This window comes from Mycoplasmopsis arginini, from assembly GCF_965278885.1.
Classification (GTDB): Bacteria; Bacillota_I; Bacilli_A; order Mycoplasmatales; family Metamycoplasmataceae; genus Metamycoplasma; species Metamycoplasma arginini_B.
This window is the reverse complement of sequence record NZ_CBDIHE010000015.1, coordinates 1-809: the sequence shown is the minus strand read 5'-3', so window position 1 is coordinate 809 and position 809 is coordinate 1. Positions and strand designations below refer to the sequence as shown.

General features: G+C 47.1%; 1 rRNA gene. It reads left to right on the top strand.

Going from position 1 to position 809, the window contains the following annotated elements:
* A 23S ribosomal RNA gene (locus tag ACQW0Y_RS02960) occupies window positions 1-809 on the top strand; the annotation flags it as partial.

Below are 809 nucleotides of genomic sequence, written 5' to 3'. Positions count from 1 at the left end.
ATCCTGAGTAGGGCGGGGCACGTGAAACCCTGTCTGAATTTGCCGGGACCACCCGGTAAGGCTAAATACTAACCAGACACCGATAGTGAACTAGTACCGTGAGGGAAAGGTGAAAAGAACCCCGGGAGGGGAGTGAAATAGATTCTGAAACCAATTACTTACAGTTAGTCAGAGCCCGTTAATGGGTGATGGCGTACATCTTGCAGAATGGACCGGCGAGTTATGTCAACATGCGAGGTTAAGTGGATTAAAGCGAAGCCGTAGAGAAATCGAGTCTTAATAGGGCGCTTAGTATGTTGATATAGACCCGAAACCAGGTGATCTACCCATGAGCAGGTTGAAACTTAGGTAACACTAAGTGGAGGACCGAACCGTAGTACGCTAAAAAGTGCCCGGATGACTTGTGGGTAGGGGTGAAATTCCAATCGAACTTGGAGATAGCTGGTTCTCTCCGAAATAGCTTTAGGGCTAGCGTGTAGTGTTAAGTGATGGGGGTAGAGCACTGAATATGGAATGGCGGCGCCTAGCTGTACTGACTATAATCAAACTCCGAATACTATCATGAATTGCTATGCAGTCGGTACATCGGTGATAACGTCGATGCACGCGAGGGGAACAACCCAGATCGTCAGCTAAGGTCCCAAAATTGTGTTAAGTGAGAAAGGTTGTGGAGTTTCTTAAACAGCTAGGATGTTGGCTTAGAAGCAGCCATCGTTTAAAGAGTGCGTAATAGCTCACTAGTCGAGAGACTCTGTGCCGATAATTCAACGGGACTAAAACACAATACCGAAGCTACGGGCATGAAAATG